The sequence below is a fragment of the Streptomyces niger genome (assembly GCF_000718305.1).
GTDB classification, from domain to species: Bacteria; Actinomycetota; Actinomycetes; order Streptomycetales; family Streptomycetaceae; genus Streptomyces; species Streptomyces niger.
The window spans coordinates 438,071-453,743 of record NZ_JOFQ01000004.1; the positions used below are offsets into that span (position 1 = coordinate 438,071).

Sequence of the window (15,673 nt, forward strand, 5' to 3'; positions counted from 1 at the left end):
CACCCCCCTCGTCGGCGCGGCTCAGGCCGCCGAGAGGTACCGCCGCCAGCCGCCGGCCGGCCGCTCGCCGACCTCCAGCCGCTGCAGCCGGGCCAACACCTTCGGGTCCTGGACGGCCAGCCAGTCGGTGAACTGCTTGAAGGACACCAGCCGCACGTCCCGGTCGCCCTTGGCGGCGATGTGCTTGATCGCTTCCTCGACGGCGTCCATGTAGATCCCGCCGTTCCACTCCTCGAAGTGGTTGCCGACGAAGAAGGGCGCGCGGTTGGTCTCGTAGGCGCGCTGGAAGCCGGCGAGGTAGGCGCCCGCAGCCTGGCGGCGCCAGCCCGGGTAGTTGGCGCTCGGCGCCCGGGTGGAGTTCCGGGACTGGTTCGCGAGCATGTTGTAGTCCATCGAGAGCACCTCGAAGGAGTGGCCCGGGAACGGTATCTGCTGGAGCGGGAAGTCCCAGATGCCGTGCTTCTTCGTGGGCCACATCTGCCGGCCGCCGGGCGAGCTGGCGTCGTAGCGCCAGCCCAGCTCGCGCGCGGTGGGCAGCAGGTTGTCCTGGCCGAGCAGGCAGGGGGTGCGGCCGCCGGCCAGCTCCTTCGTGTAGTCGAAGGGCAGCGGCTCGACGTCGGTGAAGCCGGTGTGGCTGCGCCACTTCGTGACGAAGTCGGTGGCCTGGTCGATCTCGGAGCGCCACTGCGCGGGCGTCCAGTGGGCGACCGAGCCGGAGCCGGCGCAGAAGTGGCCGTTGAAGTGGGTGCCTATCTCGTGGCCCTCCAGCCAGGCGGCCCGGACGTTGCGCAGCGTCTCCTTGATGTGCGCGTCCGTGAGGTAGCCGATGTCGGAGGCGCCGACCGGGTTGTTCGGCGGCCGGTACAGGTGCTTCTTGGACTCCGGCAGGCAGTACAGGCCGGAGAGGAAGAACGTCATCGACGCGCCGTGGTCCCGGGCGAGGCGGCGGAAGCGGGGGAAGAGCCCGTTGCCGACCTCGCCGGCACCGTCCCAGGAGAAGATCACGAACTGCGGCGGGGTCTGGCCCGGCTCCAGCGGCTCGGGCTTCGGGGGCTGGTGGGGCTGCGGCCCGGTGTCGGTGGTGGAGCCGTCGCCGATCGGCTTCGGGCGGGCCCGTACGGTGGGCTTTCCGGCGCTCCCGCCGGGCCGCTCGGTGCCGCAGCCCGCGAGTCCGATCGCGGCGGCCGCGCCCACTCCGATGCCCAGCAGGTTCCGCCGACTGATCGCGCTCATACCGTTCCCGTCCGCACTTACCGTGATTCGCCGTACTCAACATCCGTATATACGGACATCGGGTAAGAGGGCGGGACGGATGTCGGGGTTCCGGTGCGCTCGCATATATCTGCGGCGGTGCGTACGGACCGGGGTCCGTACGCACCGCCGCAGAGGGATCAGGCGCCGGCCGCCTTGGACTGGCCCTGCACCGAACCTCGGCCGAACCGCGGCTGGGCCCCGGCGCGCAGGTGCTCGGGGACCAGGTCGAGCGCGGGCTCGGTGTAGCCGACCGACACGATCCGATCGCCGTGGAAGGTGAAGGACGTCAGCGAGGCGAGGGTGCACTGCCGCTTGCGCGGGTCGTGCCACAGCCGGCGCCGCTCGGCGAAGCTGCGCACGATCCAGATCGGCAGCTGGTGGCTGACCGCCACCGCCTCGTGGCCGCGGGCCGCGTCCCGGGCCGCGCCGAGCGCCGCCATCATCCGCACGACCTGCTCGATGTACGGCTCGCCCCAGGAGGGCCGGAACGGGTTGGTGAGGTACTTCCAGTTCCCCGGCCGCTTGAGCGCGCCGTCACCGACGCCGAAGGTCTTGCCCTCGAAGATGTTCCCGGCCTCGATGAGCCGCCCGTCGGTCGCGACGTCCAGCCCGTGCGCCTTGCCGATCGGCGTGGCCGTCTCCTGCGCCCGCTCCAGCGGGGAGGCGACGACGTGCGTGATGTCGCGGTCGGCGAGGTGCTCGGCGACCCGGTCGGCCATCCGCCGGCCGAGGTCGGAGAGGTGGTACCCGGGGCGCCGCCCGTAGAGGACGCCGTCGGGGTTGTGCACCTCGCCGTGGCGCATCAGGTGGACGACGGTGATGTCATCCGGGCTGCCGCCGTCACCCTTGCCGCCGGTCGTGCCGCTCATGCGGTGGCCTCGGCGGCAGCGCGCGCTGCGGCCGGCAGCGCCGCCGCGATGCGCTCGACGGCCTGCGTGTCGTGGGCGGTGGAGACGAACCACGACTCGAAGGCGGACGGCGGGAGGTAGACGCCCTGGGAGAGCATCGAGTGGAAGAAGGGCGTGAAGCGGAAGGACTCCTGCGCCTTGGCCTTCTCGTAGTCGGTGACGTCCTCGTCGGAGAAGAAGACCGAGAACATGTTGCCCGCGACCTGCACGCGGTGCGCCACGCCCTCCTTGGTCAGCGCCTCGGAGACCAGTCCGCGCAGCTCGGCGGAGACCGCGTCGACCTTCTCGTACGCCGCGTCGTCCAGCAGCCGCAGCTGCGTGACGCCGGCGGCGGTGGCGATCGGGTTACCGGAGAGGGTGCCCGCCTGGTAGACCGGGCCGGCCGGGGCGAGGTGGGCCATCACGTCGGCGCGGCCGCCGAACGCCGCGGCCGGGAAGCCGCCGCCCATGACCTTGCCGAACGTCATCAGGTCCGGGCGCACCCCGTCGATGCCGTACCAGCCGGCCTTGCTCACCCGGAAGCCGGTCATGACCTCGTCGGAGACGTAGAGCGCGCCGTTGGCGGAGCAGAGGTCCTTCAGGCCCTGGTTGAAGCCGGGCAGCGGCGGTACCACGCCCATGTTGCCGGGCGACGCCTCGGTGATCACACAGGCGATCTGGCCCTCGTGCGCGGCGAACGCGGCGCGCACGGCCTCGATGTCGTTGTACGGGAGCACGATCGTGTCACCGGCCTGCGCGCCGGTGACGCCCGGCGTGTCGGGCAGCCCGAAGGTCGCCACGCCCGAGCCGGCCGCGGCCAGCAGCGCGTCGACGTGCCCGTGGTAGCAGCCGGCGAACTTGATCACCTTGGGCCGCCCTGTGAAGCCGCGGGCCAGCCGGATCGCCGACATGGTGGCCTCGGTGCCGGAGGAGACCAGGCGTACCTGCTCGACCGGCTCGATGCGGGCCACGATCTCCTCGGCGAGCTCGACCTCGCCGGCGCCCGGCGTGCCGAAGGAGAGGCCGCGCGCGACGGCCTCCTGGACGGCTTGAATGACCTGGGGGTGCGCATGACCGAGGATCATCGGCCCCCACGAGCACACGAGGTCGACGTACTCACGACCGTCGGCGTCGGTGAGGTACGGACCGGTACCGGTCACCATGAACCGGGGCGTACCGCCCACGGCGCGGAACGCGCGCACGGGAGAGTTCACGCCGCCGGGCGTCACGACGGCCGCGCGGTCGAAGAGCGTCTGCGAAACTGGGGCATCGTACGAGTGAGTCACGCAAGCAATGGTCTCAGAGGCGCACGGGGGCGCGTGGCCGGGCGTTTCACACGCCGGTGACGGGGGAGGTCTCTGAGACGATGATCGGGTTGCGCGGCTGAGGCTGCGAGTGGTCGGGTGGAGATATGCATCGCGGTGGCGAACTGGGCGAAGGGACCGATGACCGGGGCCCGGAGCGCGCCCGGCGTGGCCGCCACCGGCGAGCGGAGTACAGCGGCGAGCAGGACCGTGCGGAGCAGAGCGGCGACGCGACCGGCGCGGAGAACAGCAGCGGGACCAGCAGAGGCGGGCGCATGGGGGTGACCTACAAGTACTTCGGCGCCCCGGACGGCGCCACGGCGGCCCGGGTGCCCATCTCGATGCGCCCCGAGGAGCTGGGCGGCGACGAGCTCGGCATGGGCGGCATGTTCACCAAGATCAAGCCGGAGACCATGGCGGCGATGGTGCTGACCGGTATCGAGGGCATACCGCTGTCGAAGGTTCCGCCGCTGGAGCTCGTCGTCCTGCACCCCGACTACGCCGTGGTCAAGCTCCCCATGACGGTCGTCGACCCGCTGCGCGGCGTCGGCGAGGAGTCGGTGGGCGCCGCCGCCTTCATCTGGTCCACCGTGCCCGACCGCGGCGGCCCGCGCGACGCCTTCGCCGTCTACCGCCTCCTCCACGAGTGGCAGGATTTCTCGCACCGCCTGCACGAGGCGGGTCACCAGGCGTACTGCCTGGTGTGGCCCTGACGGAGGGGCGCGCCGCACCGCGGTACGGCGCGGACGGTGCGCTGCCCGTCCGGACAGCGCGCGAGGGACCATTCGCTCCTCGCCACCACAGCCCTGCGAGGACTAGGCTCACGCCGTGACCGCAGAAGAGAGCGCAGCGGACCACTTCGCCGTCGTGGCGGTCGCCTCCTCGGCCGGCGGCATCCACGCACTGTCCACCTTCCTGGAGCAGCTGGGCGACCGGCTGCCGGTCCCCGTCCTCGTCGTCCAGCACCTCGACCCCCGGCACAGCACCGTCATCGCCGGAGTGCTCTCCCGCCGTACGGACCTGACGGTCAAGCTCGCGGAGGACGACGAGCGGGCCCGGCCGGGCGTCGTCTACGTCGCGCCGCCCGACCACCACCTCCTCGTCAACGCCGACGGCGTCCTGTCGCTGTCCCGCAGCAGCCTGGTCCACTTCGTACGGCCCTCGGCCGACCTCCTCTTCGAGTCGGTGGCCGGTGCGTACGGAGCGCGCGCCATCGCCTGCGTCCTGACCGGCACCGGCCGGGACGGCGCCATGGGGGTGGACGCGGTGAAGTCGTGCGGTGGCACCGTCCTCTGCGAGGACCCGGACACGGCAGAATTCAGCGGAATGCCGGAGGCGGCCGTCGCGACGGGCGCGGTGGATTTCGTGCTACCTCTGGAGGAAATCGCCACGGTCATCCGTGGCTTGGTCGAGATCAAGAGGCAGTGATGGGCAAGACGCGGGAAGTCGAGACCGACGAGGAACTGGAAGCGCTGCTCACCTTCCTCAGAGACTCACGCGGTTTTGACTTCACGGGGTACAAGCGGTCGTCCCTGACCCGCCGCATCCGCAAGCGGATGACGGACGTGGAGATGGACTCCTACGCCGACTACCAGGACATGCTGGAGACCAGCGCCGAGGAATTCAACGCCCTCTTCAACACCATCCTCATCAACGTCACCTCCTTCTTCCGCGATGCGGAGGCCTGGACCTACCTCCAGCAAGAGGTGCTGCCCGACCTGGTGGCTCAGACCGCACCCGGCGAGGAGATCCGGGTGTGGAGCGCGGGCTGCTCCAGCGGCGAGGAGGCGTACTCGCTCGCGATCATGCTCGCCGAGACGCTGGGGCTGGACGAGGCCCTGGAGCGCGTCAAGATCTACGCCACCGACGTCGACGAGGAAGCGCTGCGCGACGCACGCACCGGCCTGTACCCGGCGAAAGCCCTGGAGTCGCTGTCCTCGGAGCTGCGCGACAAGTACTTCACCCAGAACGGCGCGCAGTTCAGCCTCCGCTCCGACCTGCGCCGCCGGGTGATCTTCGGCCGGCACGACATCACCCGCGACGCGCCCATCTCCCGGCTCAGCCTGCTGGTGTGCCGCAACACGCTGATGTACTTCAACGTCGAGGCGCAGACCCAGATCGTCGACCGCTTCCACTTCGCGCTCCGGGAGGGCGGCTTCCTCTTCCTCGGCAAGGCCGAGATGCTGCTCAACGACGGCGACCGCTTCGAAGTGCTGAGCATGCGGCAGCGGGTCTTCCGGCGCCGACCGGGTGGCGCCGGGCTGCCGTACACCCCGTCGCCGCTGAGGATGGGGACGAGCAACACACACCAAGAGGTGAATTCCCTGGCCCGCAACCGCCAGCTGCGCGACCTCATCCTGGACTCGACCCCCGCCCCCTCGCTCGCCGTCGACCTCGACGGCACCGTAGTGATGATCAACAGCCACGCACGGGCGCAGTTCGCGCTCACCTCCAACGACATCGGGCGCCCCTTCCAGGACCTGGAGATCTCCTACCGCCCGGTCGAGCTGCGGTCCCTGATCGAGCAGGCCACGCACGAACGCCGGACGCTGCGCGTCAACGGCGCCGAGCGCCGGGTCGGCGAGGAGACACAGGTCTACGACATCCTGATCCAGCCGCTCGTCGCCCCCAGCGGCCTGCCCACCGCAACGAACATCACGTTCACCGACGTCACCGTCTCCACGCAGCTGAAGTCCGAGGTCAAGCGGGTGCGCGAGGAGCTGGAGACCGCCTACGAGGAACTCCAGTCCACCAACGAGGAACTGGAAACCACCAACGAAGAACTCCAGTCGAGCATCGAGGAGCTGGAAACCACCAACGAAGAACTCCAGTCCACCAACGAGGAACTGGAAACCACCAACGAAGAACTCCAGTCGGGCAACGAGGAACTGGAGACCATGAACGAGGAGATGCGCATCCGCACCGCGGAGCTGGACGAGGCGCGCGCGTTCCTCGAAGGCGTCCTGACCAGCGTCGCCGCCGGCGTGGTGGTCCTGGACAGCGACGCGCGGGTCAAGAGCTGGAACCGCGGCGCCGCCGAACTGTGGGGGCTGCGCCTCGATGAGGTCGAGAACGAGGAGTTCTTCTCCCTGGACTTCGGGCTGCCGGCGGAGCAGCTGCGGCACGCGGTCCAGAAGTGCCTGGAGACCGGACAGCGCACGGGGCCCGTCGAGGTTCCCGCGGTGAACCGCATCGGCCGCTCCATCGACTGCACCGTCGTCTGCTCCCCCTTCGACGGATACAACGGCGGTGTCGTCCTGTTGATGGAAGAACAGCGCCCCGATCCGGCCGAATGATCACGGAGTCGGCGTAGGGTGAGTACATGGATACCGGCAGTTCGCCCGGAGACCCGGGGGGCGCCTGGCAGCGTGCGGTCAGGGCGCTGGAGCGCGCTGCCCGCGCCGAAGCGCTCGCCGAGCGGTACGAACGGCTCGCCCTGGAGTCCGGAAACACCCGCCACGCCGAACTGGCCGCAAACCACCGCCGGTCGGCGGCGTGCCACCGTTCCTCGGCGCGGCTGCAGAAGACGTTCGCCCAGCAGCTGATGTCCCTGACCGGCCCGCAGGACACCCAGCCGCTCTTCATGAGCGTGGTCGCCGAGGCCTGCGGCACCGACAGCGCCGCCCTCACCCTGGTGGGCTCCGACCAGAGCCAGCTCGCGGTGGCCGCTTCCGACAAGGGATCGCGCGCCGCCCAGGACCTGGAGTACGTCCTGGGCGAAGGCCCGGGCACGGACGCCGCGGCCGGCCGCCACCGCGTCTCCGCCACCGGCCTGGACATCGAGCAGCGCTGGCCCGCCTACGGCCCGGCCGTCACGGCACTCGGCTTCGGCGAGGTGATCGCCGTACCTTTGAAGACGCCCGACGGGTGCCTGGGTTCGCTGGCGGTCTTCGACCCCCGGCCCGGTGCCGCCACGAACACGGTCTTCGCCGACGTCACCCAGGGCCTGGTGCAAACCATGCTGCTGGGCCCGGACGCCGATCCCGAGCTCTACGGCGGGACGGACCACCGCGACGCCGTGCACCAGGCCGCGGGGATGGTGTCCGTACAGGAACACTGCCCCGTCGGAGACGCCCTCGCGCTCATCAAGGCGAGGGCCTATGCGGACGGGGTACCCGTCAACGAAATGGCGGAGCGGATCGTGAGTGGGGCGTTCCGTCTTGCCTGAGAGGCAAAGATGGCGCAAAGTTCGCAGGACGCTGCGACTCGCCTGAAGGGGGCGTCATGACGACACCGGCACAGCAGATCGCCGACGTGTTCGTAGAACTGTCCGGAGGGAGCGCGGGTGCGCCCCTGGAGGCCCCCGAGCTGCTGGCCACACTCGTGCGGTACGGCCCGGAACTGCTCGGCGTGCACGCGGTCGGCACGGTGGCCGCCGTCGACGCCCGCGCCGAGCCGCAGGTCGCCGGCTCCGAGGACGGTGCGCAGCTGCTGAAACGCGAGGCCCTGAAGTGGGCCGAGGGCCCCGGTACGGAGGCCCGCAACAGCGGCCGGCCGATCCCCTGTGTCGCACTCGACGGCCAGGCGGCCATGCGGCGCTGGCCGCGATACACCTCGCGGGCGCTGGAGCTGGGATACACCCGGGCCGCCGCCTTCCCGCTGCGGACCCGTGAGCGGCCCGTGGGGGCGCTGGTCCTGCTGGGCTCCCCGGCGGACGCCCCGATGTCGGAGGAGACCGGGGCGCTCGCCCAGGCGCTGGCGGACTTCACCGCGCTCGCCCTGATACGCGAACACGAGCTGCAGGAGAGCCGGACGCTGTCCGGTCAGCTGGAGCACGCACTGGTGAGCCGCGTGATCATCGAGCAGGCCAAGGGCGTGCTCGCCAACAGCTGCGGGCTCACCATGGACGGCGCCTTCGCGCTGCTGCGCGGCCACGCCCGTGCCCACCGCCGGCTGCTGAGCGACGTCGCGCACGACGTGGTCGAGGGCCGCCTCCGGCTTGACGGCGGCGACAACGGCCTCACGTAGCGCCGCCCGGGCACCTTTCGTCCCACCGGCACGTTGAGCATCACGACGGACACGACCGCTCCGGGCACCGGAGCGGGCGACCGCCGGCCCTCAGGGGTGGCCTGCGCCGTCAACTTCTACACCCGTGTAGATTTCAGCTCTGCGCAGTCGTGCGCAACGGACGAGGGACGACGAGGAGATTCAGATGGCGCTGTGGGACCGGATCAAGGATTCCGCGCAGACGATGCAGACCCAGCTGGTCGCGAAGAAGAACGACCTCAAAAGCGGTGCCTTCCGGGACGCGAGCATGGCCATGTGCGCGCTGGTGGCCGCGGCGGACGGCACCGTCGACCCGTCCGAGCGCCGCCGGGTGGCCCAGCTGATCATGTCCAACGAGGTGCTGCAGAACTTCGCGGCGGACGACCTGCAGCGCCGCTTCGACGGTTACCTCGACAAGCTCATCGCCGACTTCGACTTCGGCAAGGTGAGCGTGATGCAGGAGATCGGCAAGGTGAAGAAGAAGCCGACCGAGGCGCGGGCCGTCATCCAGATCGGCATCGTCATCGGCGGCGCCGACGGCGACTTCGACAAGACCGAGCAGGCCGTCGTGCGCGAGGTCTGCTTCGCGCTGGACATCCCGCCGGCCGAGTTCGACCTGTGACGGATCACCGGCGACGGATCACCGGCGACGGGTCGGCCGTGGTGACGGGTCGGCCGTGACGGGCCACCGGGTGCGGCCCGCGGCGGTCAGCTGCGGGCCCCCGGTTCGCCGGGGGTGCCGGGCGCCTCGTCGTGCGTGCGGGAGCTGATGACGTCGCCGGGCCGGGCGCGGATCGTGCGCGGCGGCGGGCCGTCGTCGTCCGGGTGGACGCCGTCCTTCATCGCCCGGGTCTCGCTCTTGAGGATGCGGGTCGCCTTGCCGGCGGACCGTACGAGATCGGGCAGCCGCTTGGCCGCGAGCAGCACGATGACAACGATGAGGAGCAGCGCGATCTCACTGATCCCGAACATCCCGGGTCCTCTCTTCCCCCTCCGCACGGAGGGCAACATGAGCGTACTGGTCAGTGCCGCGGCCCGGAATCGGGGCCGCTGAAGTCGGGTCCCGAATGATTCGGGCTCGCGTAGTCGCCGCTGGCGTAATCGCCACTCGCGTAGTCGCCGCTCGTGTAGTCCCCGCTCGCGTAGTCACCACTTGCATAGTCCCCGGTCGCGTAGTCGCCGGTCGCATAGTCCGGCGCCGCGAAGTCCGGGCTGCTGTAGCCGGGGCGGGGCCGGGAGCCGGTCTCCCGGGCGGGTGGCGGGGCGGCCCGGAGCCGCCGCTCCAGGTGCGGCACGATCCCGTGCCCCAGCAGCGCCAGCTGCCAGGCCTCGCGCGCCTGCCGCAGCCGCTCGCCGGACGCGTCGGCACCGCCCGGCGTCGCCGCCCGGTGCCGGGCCGCGGTGCCGAGCAGTCCGGCGACGCCGCAGGCCAAGGAGGCCGCGGTGACCACCACGGAGACCTGCCCGGCGGTGATCAGGGCGTCCGCGAGGGCGCGTTGCGAAGCGGCCGGCCGCAGGAGGTAGCCCAGCAGGAAGAAGACGGCCGCCGCCACGGCGGCCAGGCTCGGCACCAACACGCCGAGCAGAGGCAGCACCCCGCGCCACCGACCCTGCCCCGCCTCGCCGTCGCCGTCGACGCCGGCACCGGCATCGGCACCGGTCGCGCCCTCCCGGAGGGCGAGATACGTCCGGTACTCCGGCGCGGCCGCCTCCGCGAGCTGGGCGGCCTCGGTGAGCGCGTCGGCGCGCAGCTGCCTGCCGAGCTCTCCGGTGCGGTCGGCCCGTACGGCCCGCGCGAGCTCACCGGTGCTCAGCGCCCGGTCCACCAGCCGCTCGAAGTCCGCCCTGTCCTGCGCCCGCAGGCCTTCCCGCCGTAACCGTGCCATCGCTTCCCCGCTTCCGCCCCCATGCCTGGCAGCGTTGAATCTACAGCACTGTAGAAACGAGGGCGGGCCGCCCGGGCGTGCCCGGCTGCTTCCGTCGGTACGACTCGACGCGCTTCCGTCGGTACGGCCCGACGTGCTTCCGTCAGTACGATGGCCGCCCCACGGAACGTACGAGCACACGTGCGGACGGGCGGCGGAGGGAGACGGCGGAGTGGACCGCGGAGCGGGCAGGCGAGCGGGCGAGGGACGGCACGAGCGCGACCCCCGCGGGCGCCGGCGCGGCCAGGGTGAGCTGGAGGCCCAGGTCCTGTCGGTGCTGCGGCTGTCTTCGGGCCCGGCGACGGCGGCCTGGGTGCAGGAACGTCTCGACGGCGACCTCGCCTACACCACCGTCATGACCATCCTCTCCCGGCTGCTGGCCAAGGGCGCCGTCACCCGCGAGCGGCTGGGCCGCGCCTTCGTGTGGCAGGCCGCGTCCGACGAGGCCGGGCTCGCCGCGCTGCGCATGCGCCGGGTGCTGGACGGGGAGACCGATCGCGAAGCGGTACTGGCCAGCTTCGTCACGGCCCTCTCCCCCGACGACGAGCGGCTGCTGCGCGGCCTGCTCCACGAAGCATCGGACATGCCGGCGGGGCCCGAAGTGACCGGCACGGAACAGGCGCCGGAGGGCTGACCGGTGGGCGTGTTCGTCTTCCTGCCCCTGGTCCTCCCCCTCACCGCCTGGCCGGTCGCGCGCCTGGCCGAGCAGCACCTGCACCCCCGCAGCGCCACCCGGCTGCTGGCCGGGGTAGCCGCCGTGCTGGCCGTGTGCAGCACGCTCTGCCTCGCCCTGATCATGGTCGTCGGCACCGCCCAGCTCCCCGGCAACCCGCTGCCGGACGGCTGGTCCGACCCGGAGGTCCGCGCGGCGGTCCCGTACGACGAGGTCGCGGGCAAGGCCGCGATCCCCGCGCTGCTCGCGGTGGCCGTGGCGGGCGGCCGCACGCTCTGGCGCCACCTGCGGGTACGCCGCCGGGCGACCCGCGCGCTGGCGGGGCTGCCCGGTTCGCCGGTGGCGGTCCTGCCGGACAGCGCGCCGTACGCGTACGCGCTGCCGTCCCGGCGCCCCGGACGCGGCCGGATCGTGGTCTCCACGGCGATGCTGGCGCGGCTGGACTCGCGCGAGCGGCGGGCCCTGTTCGCGCACGAACGGGCACACCTGACGGGCCGCCACCATCGTTACCTGCTGGCCGTGCAGCTCGCGGCCCGGGCCAATCCGTTCCTGCTGCCGCTGCGTACGGCGACGGAGTTCTGCGCCGAGCGCTGGGCGGACGAGGAGGCGGCGCGGGCGGTCGGCGACCGACGGGCCACGGCCCGCGCGGTGGGCAAGGCCGCGCTGGTCACCGGCGGCGCCCCGCTGGCCGGGCTGGCGTCGTTCGCCGCTCCGGGCCCCGTGCCGCGGCGGGTGGCCGCGCTGCTCGGGCCCGGCCCGCCGGCCCGCAGCCTGCCCCCGGCGCTCACCCCCGCCGGGCTCGCCACCCTCGTCGCGGCGGCCGGCACCCTCGCCTCGGCCCTCTCCTCCGTCAACGCCACGGTCGCGCTCTTCCTGGTCCTCCACGCGGCGACCCCGCTGTGAGGGCGCCCGCCCCCGGCCGGAGCGGGTCGGCGCCCTCGGCGCCCTCGGCGCCCTCGGCGCTCAGGGCCGCTCCGCCGTGAGGTACCGCTGCACCGTCGGCGCCAGCCAGGCGACGACCTCGTCGTGGTCGAGGCCGACGGCGGGCGGGACCCGCACGACGTAGCGGGCCAGCGCCATGCCCACGATCTGCGAGCCGACCAGCACGGCCCGGACCGGCGCCTCGTCCGGCACCGGGCAGACCGCCGCGATCACCGGCCCCAGCTGGTCGCGGAAGATCGACCGCAGCCGCTCGGCACCCGCGTCCACCGTGACGCCGACCCGCACCATCCCGGTCAGCCGCTCGTCGCTCTCCCAGACGTCCAGGAAGTGGCGCACCAGCCGCTCGCCCAACCGGGCCGGGTCCACCGCCGACAGGTCCGGCATCCGCAGGTCGATCTCGGTCGCGGCGAGGAACAGCCCCTCCTTGTTGCCGTAGTAGCGCATGACCATGGACGGGTCGATGGCCGCGTCCCGGGCGATGGCGCGGATGGTCGCGCGTTCGTACCCCTCGGCGGCGAAGCGGTCGCGCGCCGCGGTGAGGATCGCGGCCCGGGTCGCGTCGGAGCGGCGAGGACGGGCCGGAGACTCGGGCGGCGCTGAGGGCTCGTTGTCAGCCATGTCAACAAGCGTAGGCCAACAGCTGTTGACACGCCAGGGTTGCCGCCGTACGTTGCCAACAAGCGTTGACCAACGATCGTTGGCACAGGAGGCGGCCATGCACCGCGAATCCGGCACCACGACCCGCACCACACCCCCGCACCCCACCTCCGACGTCCTCGTCGTCGGCGCCGGGCCCACCGGCCTGCTGCTCGCCGGCGACCTCGCCGAGGCCGGGCTCGACGTCACCCTGCTGGAGCGCCGCGCCCCGGGAATCAGCAACCTCACCCGCTCCCTGGTGGTGCACGCCCGCACCCTGGAGCAGTTCGACGCCCGCGGCCTGGCCGAGGACGTGATCGCCACCGGGCATCCGGTCACCTCGCTCCAGCTCTTCGGCGACGTGCGGATGGACCCGACCGGGCTGCCCACGCGCTACCCGTACGTCCTGGTCACACCCCAGTTCGAGGTCGAGCGGGTGCTGGCGGAGCGGGCCCGCAAGGCCGGCGTGACCTTCGCCTACGGCAACGAGGTCACCGGCATCCGCCAGGACGCGGACAGCGTCACGGCCACGGTCCGCACCACGGACGGCGCCACCGGCGAGTACCGCGCCGCCTACCTGGCCGGCACCGACGGCGCGCACAGCGGCGTGCGGCGGGCGCTCGGCCTGCCGTTCCCCGGCAAGGCCGTCATCCGGTCGGTCGTGCTCGCCGACGTACGGCTCACCGAAGCGCCGGCCGAGCCGCTCGTCGCCAAGGCCGACGGCGACGCCTTCGCCCTCGTCGCGGGCTTCGGCGACGGCTGGTACCGGGTGATCGCCTGGCACCGCCGCCGGCAGGCCGACGACACGGCGCCGGTCGACCTGGCCGAGGTCCGCGAGCTGACCCGGCTCGCGCACGGCACCGACTACGGCATGCGGGAAGCCCGCTGGATGTCCCGCTTCCACAGCGACGAGCGGCAGGTCCCCGAGTACCGCGTGGGCCGGGCCTTCCTCGCCGGCGACGCGGCCCACGTCCACTCCCCGGCCGGCGGCCAGGGCATGAACACCGGCCTGCAGGACGCCGCCAACCTCAGCTGGAAGCTGATCGCGGCCCTGCGCGGCCGGGCCACGGACGAACTGCTGGACACGTACCACGCCGAGCGCCACCCGGTGGGCCGCACGGTGCTGCGCTCCAGCGGCGCGCTCATCCGGTTCGCGCTGCTGCAGACCCGCGCGCAGCGCGTCGCCGGCGCGCTGGTGGGGCAGGTCGTGAAACACGTGCCGCCGCTGACGCGCCGCGCCATCGCGCAGGTCTCCGGCATCGGCATCGCCTACCGGCGCGGCCGCGGCGACCACCCGCTCACCGGCCGGCGCGCGCCCGACATCCGGCTCGCCGACGGCAGCCGCCTCTACGAAGCGCTGCGCGGCAACCGCTTCGTGCTCATCACCCCGGCGTACGAGACGCCGGAGCTCGGCGGCCGGGACACCACCCGTCTCGCGCACGGCACCTGGCGCGGCGACCGCCGCACCGCGCTGCTGGTCCGCCCCGACGGTTACATCGCCTGGGCCACGGACACCATGGACCGCGCGGCCCGCGCGGACGCCCTCGCGGCGGCCCTGCTGCACTGGACGGGACCGGCGGAGCAGGAGCCGGCCGCGGCGGCCTCCGCCCGGCGGTGAACGACCGAGGCGGCGCCTGCCCGGGACGGCCGCCCGGGGTGAGCGACCGGGACGGCGCCTGCCCGGGACGGCCGCCCGAGGCCGGGCCGGTCCGGGCGGTCCGGGCGGTCCAGGCGGTCCAGGCGGTCCGGGCGGTCCGCATACGCTGCCGGTATGTCGATCATCCGCTCCGCCGTGCTCTTCGTCCTCGCCGCGCTTCTGGAGATCGGTGGCGCCTGGCTGGTCTGGCAGGGCGTGCGGGAGCAGCGCGGCTGGGTGTGGGCGGGCGCCGGCGTCCTGGCCCTGGGCGCGTACGGGTTCGTCGCCACGCTCCAGCCGGACGCCGACTTCGGCCGCATTCTGGCCGCGTACGGCGGCGTCTTCGTCGCCGGGTCGCTGGTCTGGGGCATGGTCGCGGACGGTTACCGGCCCGACCGCTGGGACCTCACGGGCGCCCTGGTCTGCCTGGCCGGCATGGCACTGATCATGTACGCGCCGCGGGGGCGGTGACGCTCCGGCGGACCTCCCGGGCAGCGGGCCGGCTGCGCTTATTCTGATCACGTACCGCCCACTCGTACATCCGTACGCCCGTACGCCGAGGAGCACGTATGACCGCCGCCCGTACCGCCGTTGTCACCGGAGCGAGCAGCGGCATCGGTGCCGCGACCGCCCGGAAGCTCGCCGAGGCCGGCTACCGCGTGATCCTCACCGCGCGCCGCAAGGAGCGCATCGAAGCACTGGCCGCCGAGCTCCCGCACGCCGAGGCGTACCCCCTGGACGTCACCGACCGCGCCGCCGTCGACGCCTTCGCGGCCTCCCTGGACCGCTGCGACGTCCTGGTGGACAACGCGGGCGGCGCGCTCGGCACCGACCCGGTGGCCACCGCCGACCCGGCCGACTGGCGCGCGATGTACGAGGTCAACGTCCTCGGCGTGCTCAACGTGACGCAGGCGCTGCTGCCCGCGCTGACCGCCTCCGGCGACGGCACGGTCGTGGTCCTCTCCTCCACCGCGGGGCATGGCACGTACGAGGGCGGCGGCGGTTACGTGGCCGCCAAGCACGGCGCGCACGTCCTCGCCGAGACGCTCCGCCTGGAGCTGTGCGGTCAGCCCGTACGCGTCATCGAGATCGCCCCCGGCATGGTGAAGACCGACGAATTCGCGCTCACCCGCTTCCGCGGCGACGAGGCGAAGGCCGCCAAGGTGTACGAGGGCGTCGCCGAGCCGCTGACCGCGGACGACGTGGCCGACACGATCGCGTGGGCGGTCACCCGGCCGGCCCACGTCAACATCGACCTGCTCGTCGTCCGCCCCCGCGCGCAGGCCTCCAACACCAAGGTCCACCGCGAGGCCTGACAGGCACCTGCGGGACCTAGGTGTATTGATCACGAGCGTTGTTGACACTCGCAGGGCTTGATCAATGGCGAAGACCTCCGGTGTGGTGGAGGTGTCTAGGCTTCACCGCACAAC

At 72.5% G+C, this 15,673-nt stretch carries 17 protein-coding genes; 11 read left to right on the forward strand and 6 right to left on the reverse strand.

Annotated elements, in window-relative coordinates; all coding sequences use genetic code 11:
* Nucleotides 1-21: 21 nt before the first annotated feature.
* The 3 genes from IF20_RS10865 to hemL all read right to left on the reverse strand — a co-directional run bounded on the left by IF20_RS10865 (nucleotide 22) and on the right by hemL (nucleotide 3,427).
* Nucleotides 22-1,233, reverse strand: coding sequence for a polysaccharide deacetylase family protein (locus IF20_RS10865; RefSeq protein WP_052864862.1), 1,212 nt, complete (start codon nucleotides 1,231-1,233; stop codon nucleotides 22-24).
* 158 nt (nucleotides 1,234-1,391) lie between these two features.
* The gene (locus tag IF20_RS10870) at nucleotides 1,392-2,123 is read right to left on the reverse strand and encodes a histidine phosphatase family protein (RefSeq protein WP_052864863.1); all 732 of its coding nucleotides are present in this window, start codon (nucleotides 2,121-2,123) and stop codon (nucleotides 1,392-1,394) included.
* Complete coding sequence (gene hemL / locus IF20_RS10875; protein ID WP_110944047.1) at nucleotides 2,120-3,427, reverse strand: glutamate-1-semialdehyde 2,1-aminomutase; 1,308 nt, start codon at nucleotides 3,425-3,427, stop codon at nucleotides 2,120-2,122. Before hemL ends, IF20_RS10870 begins: the two co-directional genes overlap by 4 nt.
* 125 nt (nucleotides 3,428-3,552) lie before the next feature.
* On the opposite strand from hemL, the gene IF20_RS10880 reads away from it, so the two are divergent.
* The 6 genes from IF20_RS10880 to IF20_RS10905 all read left to right on the forward strand — a co-directional run bounded on the left by IF20_RS10880 (nucleotide 3,553) and on the right by IF20_RS10905 (nucleotide 9,053).
* On the forward strand, nucleotides 3,553-4,158 hold the full coding sequence (locus IF20_RS10880) for a hypothetical protein (protein WP_110944048.1): 606 nt from the start codon (nucleotides 3,553-3,555) through the stop codon (nucleotides 4,156-4,158).
* Nucleotides 4,159-4,273: 115 nt separating this feature from the next.
* Complete coding sequence (locus IF20_RS10885) at nucleotides 4,274-4,873, forward strand: chemotaxis protein CheB (RefSeq protein ID WP_052864865.1); 600 nt, start codon at nucleotides 4,274-4,276, stop codon at nucleotides 4,871-4,873.
* On the forward strand, nucleotides 4,873-6,741 hold the full coding sequence (locus tag IF20_RS10890; protein WP_052864866.1) for a CheR family methyltransferase: 1,869 nt from the start codon (nucleotides 4,873-4,875) through the stop codon (nucleotides 6,739-6,741). Before IF20_RS10885 ends, IF20_RS10890 begins: the two co-directional genes overlap by 1 nt.
* A 26-nt stretch (nucleotides 6,742-6,767) precedes the next feature.
* A complete protein-coding gene (locus tag IF20_RS10895) occupies nucleotides 6,768-7,613 on the forward strand; it encodes an ANTAR domain-containing protein (RefSeq protein ID WP_052864867.1) in 846 nt (281 codons plus the stop codon).
* Between the two features lie 56 nt (nucleotides 7,614-7,669).
* Nucleotides 7,670-8,413, forward strand: a complete 744-nt coding sequence (locus IF20_RS10900) for an ANTAR domain-containing protein (RefSeq protein ID WP_052864868.1) — start codon at nucleotides 7,670-7,672, stop codon at nucleotides 8,411-8,413.
* 184 nt (nucleotides 8,414-8,597) lie between these two features.
* On the forward strand, nucleotides 8,598-9,053 hold the full coding sequence (locus IF20_RS10905; protein ID WP_052864869.1) for a tellurite resistance TerB family protein: 456 nt from the start codon (nucleotides 8,598-8,600) through the stop codon (nucleotides 9,051-9,053).
* Between the two features lie 86 nt (nucleotides 9,054-9,139).
* Here IF20_RS10905 and IF20_RS10910 read toward each other — a convergent pair whose 3' ends face one another.
* Together IF20_RS10910 and IF20_RS10915 are read right to left on the reverse strand one after the other, a co-directional pair.
* Nucleotides 9,140-9,403, reverse strand: a complete 264-nt coding sequence (locus IF20_RS10910; RefSeq protein WP_052864870.1) for a twin-arginine translocase TatA/TatE family subunit — start codon at nucleotides 9,401-9,403, stop codon at nucleotides 9,140-9,142.
* A 50-nt stretch (nucleotides 9,404-9,453) separates the two neighbouring features.
* Nucleotides 9,454-10,317 (reverse strand): hypothetical protein, encoded by an 864-nt coding sequence (locus IF20_RS10915; RefSeq protein WP_052864871.1) that lies wholly within the window; start codon nucleotides 10,315-10,317, stop codon nucleotides 9,454-9,456.
* Between the two features lie 211 nt (nucleotides 10,318-10,528).
* Here IF20_RS10915 and IF20_RS10920 point away from each other — a divergent pair, with 211 nt between their 5' ends.
* Together IF20_RS10920 and IF20_RS10925 are read left to right on the forward strand one after the other, a co-directional pair.
* Complete coding sequence (locus IF20_RS10920; protein WP_052864872.1) at nucleotides 10,529-10,990, forward strand: BlaI/MecI/CopY family transcriptional regulator; 462 nt, start codon at nucleotides 10,529-10,531, stop codon at nucleotides 10,988-10,990.
* Nucleotides 10,991-10,993: 3 nt separating this feature from the next.
* Nucleotides 10,994-11,932: a M56 family metallopeptidase gene (locus IF20_RS10925; protein ID WP_052864873.1), complete on the forward strand. Its 939-nt coding sequence runs from the start codon at nucleotides 10,994-10,996 to the stop codon at nucleotides 11,930-11,932.
* Nucleotides 11,933-11,992: 60 nt separating this feature from the next.
* On the opposite strand, the gene IF20_RS10930 is transcribed toward IF20_RS10925, so the two are convergent.
* Nucleotides 11,993-12,589, reverse strand: coding sequence for a TetR/AcrR family transcriptional regulator (locus tag IF20_RS10930; RefSeq protein WP_052864874.1), 597 nt, complete (start codon nucleotides 12,587-12,589; stop codon nucleotides 11,993-11,995).
* 97 nt (nucleotides 12,590-12,686) lie between these two features.
* Here IF20_RS10930 and IF20_RS10935 point away from each other — a divergent pair, with 97 nt between their 5' ends.
* The 3 genes from IF20_RS10935 to IF20_RS10945 all read left to right on the forward strand — a co-directional run bounded on the left by IF20_RS10935 (nucleotide 12,687) and on the right by IF20_RS10945 (nucleotide 15,559).
* Entirely contained in the window at nucleotides 12,687-14,225 is a 1,539-nt protein-coding gene (locus IF20_RS10935; protein WP_052864875.1) for an FAD-dependent oxidoreductase, read from the forward strand.
* Between the two features lie 153 nt (nucleotides 14,226-14,378).
* Nucleotides 14,379-14,714 carry a YnfA family protein gene (locus IF20_RS10940; RefSeq protein ID WP_052864876.1) on the forward strand — a complete coding sequence of 112 codons (336 nt, stop codon included), beginning with the start codon at nucleotides 14,379-14,381 and terminating at the stop codon, nucleotides 14,712-14,714.
* A gap of 98 nt (nucleotides 14,715-14,812) precedes the next feature.
* Nucleotides 14,813-15,559 carry an SDR family NAD(P)-dependent oxidoreductase gene (locus IF20_RS10945; protein ID WP_052864877.1) on the forward strand — a complete coding sequence of 249 codons (747 nt, stop codon included), beginning with the start codon at nucleotides 14,813-14,815 and terminating at the stop codon, nucleotides 15,557-15,559.
* Nucleotides 15,560-15,673 lie beyond the last annotated feature (114 nt).